Origin of the sequence: Dapis brunnea BLCC-M229, assembly GCF_050015995.1 — a bacterium.
Lineage (GTDB): Bacteria > Cyanobacteriota > Cyanobacteriia > Cyanobacteriales > Microcoleaceae > Trichodesmium.
In genome coordinates, this window is sequence record NZ_JBNHEP010000081.1 from 1 (window position 1) to 1,434 (window position 1,434).

The following is a 1,434-nucleotide window of genomic DNA, read 5'->3' on the forward strand; positions in this document are numbered from 1 at the left end:
TCGGGAACCCTACTGCTTATTAGGCAGCAGAACGAGTCGCACTGTTTTGGCAAACTGCACCATTTGTTGATATAATCCATCAGCTTTTCGATCGTCTCTAATATCGTTGACTTGGATAAAGTGATCGGCGACTAAAACTACCCGGTTTGAATCCCAAATTTTTTCTTGTTGGCCAAAATGCTGATAAAATAACTTGGCTACTGATGCAGCTACAGCATCATGAGACATGGCTAAATCTACCTTAGCAAATATTACTTCCCCTGGCTGTACATAAGCATTGCCTGAAGCTTGGCTGAGAATTTTTTCAACCATTGTCATTGGCCGAGGTGAAGTTTCGTTTTGAGGAATCGATAGCTGACCGCTTCGTCGCTTATGATTATATGGGATTAAGCCTCCTGCATCGGTAAGTGCTTTAATTACGGGATTATCCAGTTTGTGTCCGATGATTTCTACAGGCAGGCCAATATTAAGACTATTGCGATAAAAGATTTCCCCAAACGATCGAGCGCGTACTTTTTTAATTCCTGCAGCTTTGAGGGCAATGGGAGCAATTTCACGACTAGAACCGCAGCCAAAGTTTTCTCCTGCTTCAATAACCTCATATCCTAGTAATTTCCCTTCTCCAATTAAATGTTCTAAAGCATAATGCTTTAAATATTCAGGGGAATCTGTGGTTGCTCGGTTAGCTGGTATAATATCGTCAGTATTAATGTCATCTCCGAGATGAAGAACTTTTTGTAGTCTACTCATAAATTCGGCCTCAAAAGATTAGTGTTAAGAATTTAGAAGTCAGTAAATTCCATAACAAGAAAAACTTACCATCAAAAAGGCAAAATTTTGTCGAATCTACACCAATTAACATCTCTCAAAAATTTACCCAATAAACTCTGAGTCAAAATGCCAGCGCCTAATCATATCATGTCTGGTAGCATCGTTTGTGTAAAACTTGAGCGATTGCCTCTGGCATACTTCGCGAACGCTACTCTTCAACCCCTGGTTAGACGATCGGTAGGCCACCAATAAAAACAAGCGATCTCCTCAATGAGCGATGGCTGTTTCAGTATTTTGAAGTGCGGAATGTGAGTTCCTAAGGTTGACAAAAAACTAAACTACTGATAGATTACATTAGTGTGATTTTAAACCAAGAATAAAACACTTTTTCTGCTAAAAACCTTTCATAGTAGGAAAGGTTTGTCTTAATCTCAAGTTAAATGACTATAATTACTACAACTCATACTAAATCTATGAAAGCAGTTGTTAAATATATAGATTAGATGTCACCCATATCTATGTTCTGTCAGCTCTAAGTTAGAGAAATTCTCAGGACTTACTATTGTAATTGTAGAAGTTGTAGGCTAATCACATCGGCCTCTTGCATGAGAGACTGTTTGTAAAAAAAAGCTAAAGATGGCCATGAAGAAGTATTTAAGGTAG

Annotated in this window: 1 protein-coding gene; it reads right to left on the reverse strand. The window is 38.4% G+C overall.

Annotated features, from left to right (window positions below; all coding sequences use genetic code 11):
- Window positions 1-9: 9 nt before the first annotated feature.
- Window positions 10-750: a hypothetical protein gene (locus tag ACP6PM_RS09240; protein WP_426583904.1), complete on the reverse strand. Its 741-nt coding sequence runs from the start codon at window positions 748-750 to the stop codon at window positions 10-12.
- Between the last annotated feature and the right edge of the window lie 684 nt (window positions 751-1,434).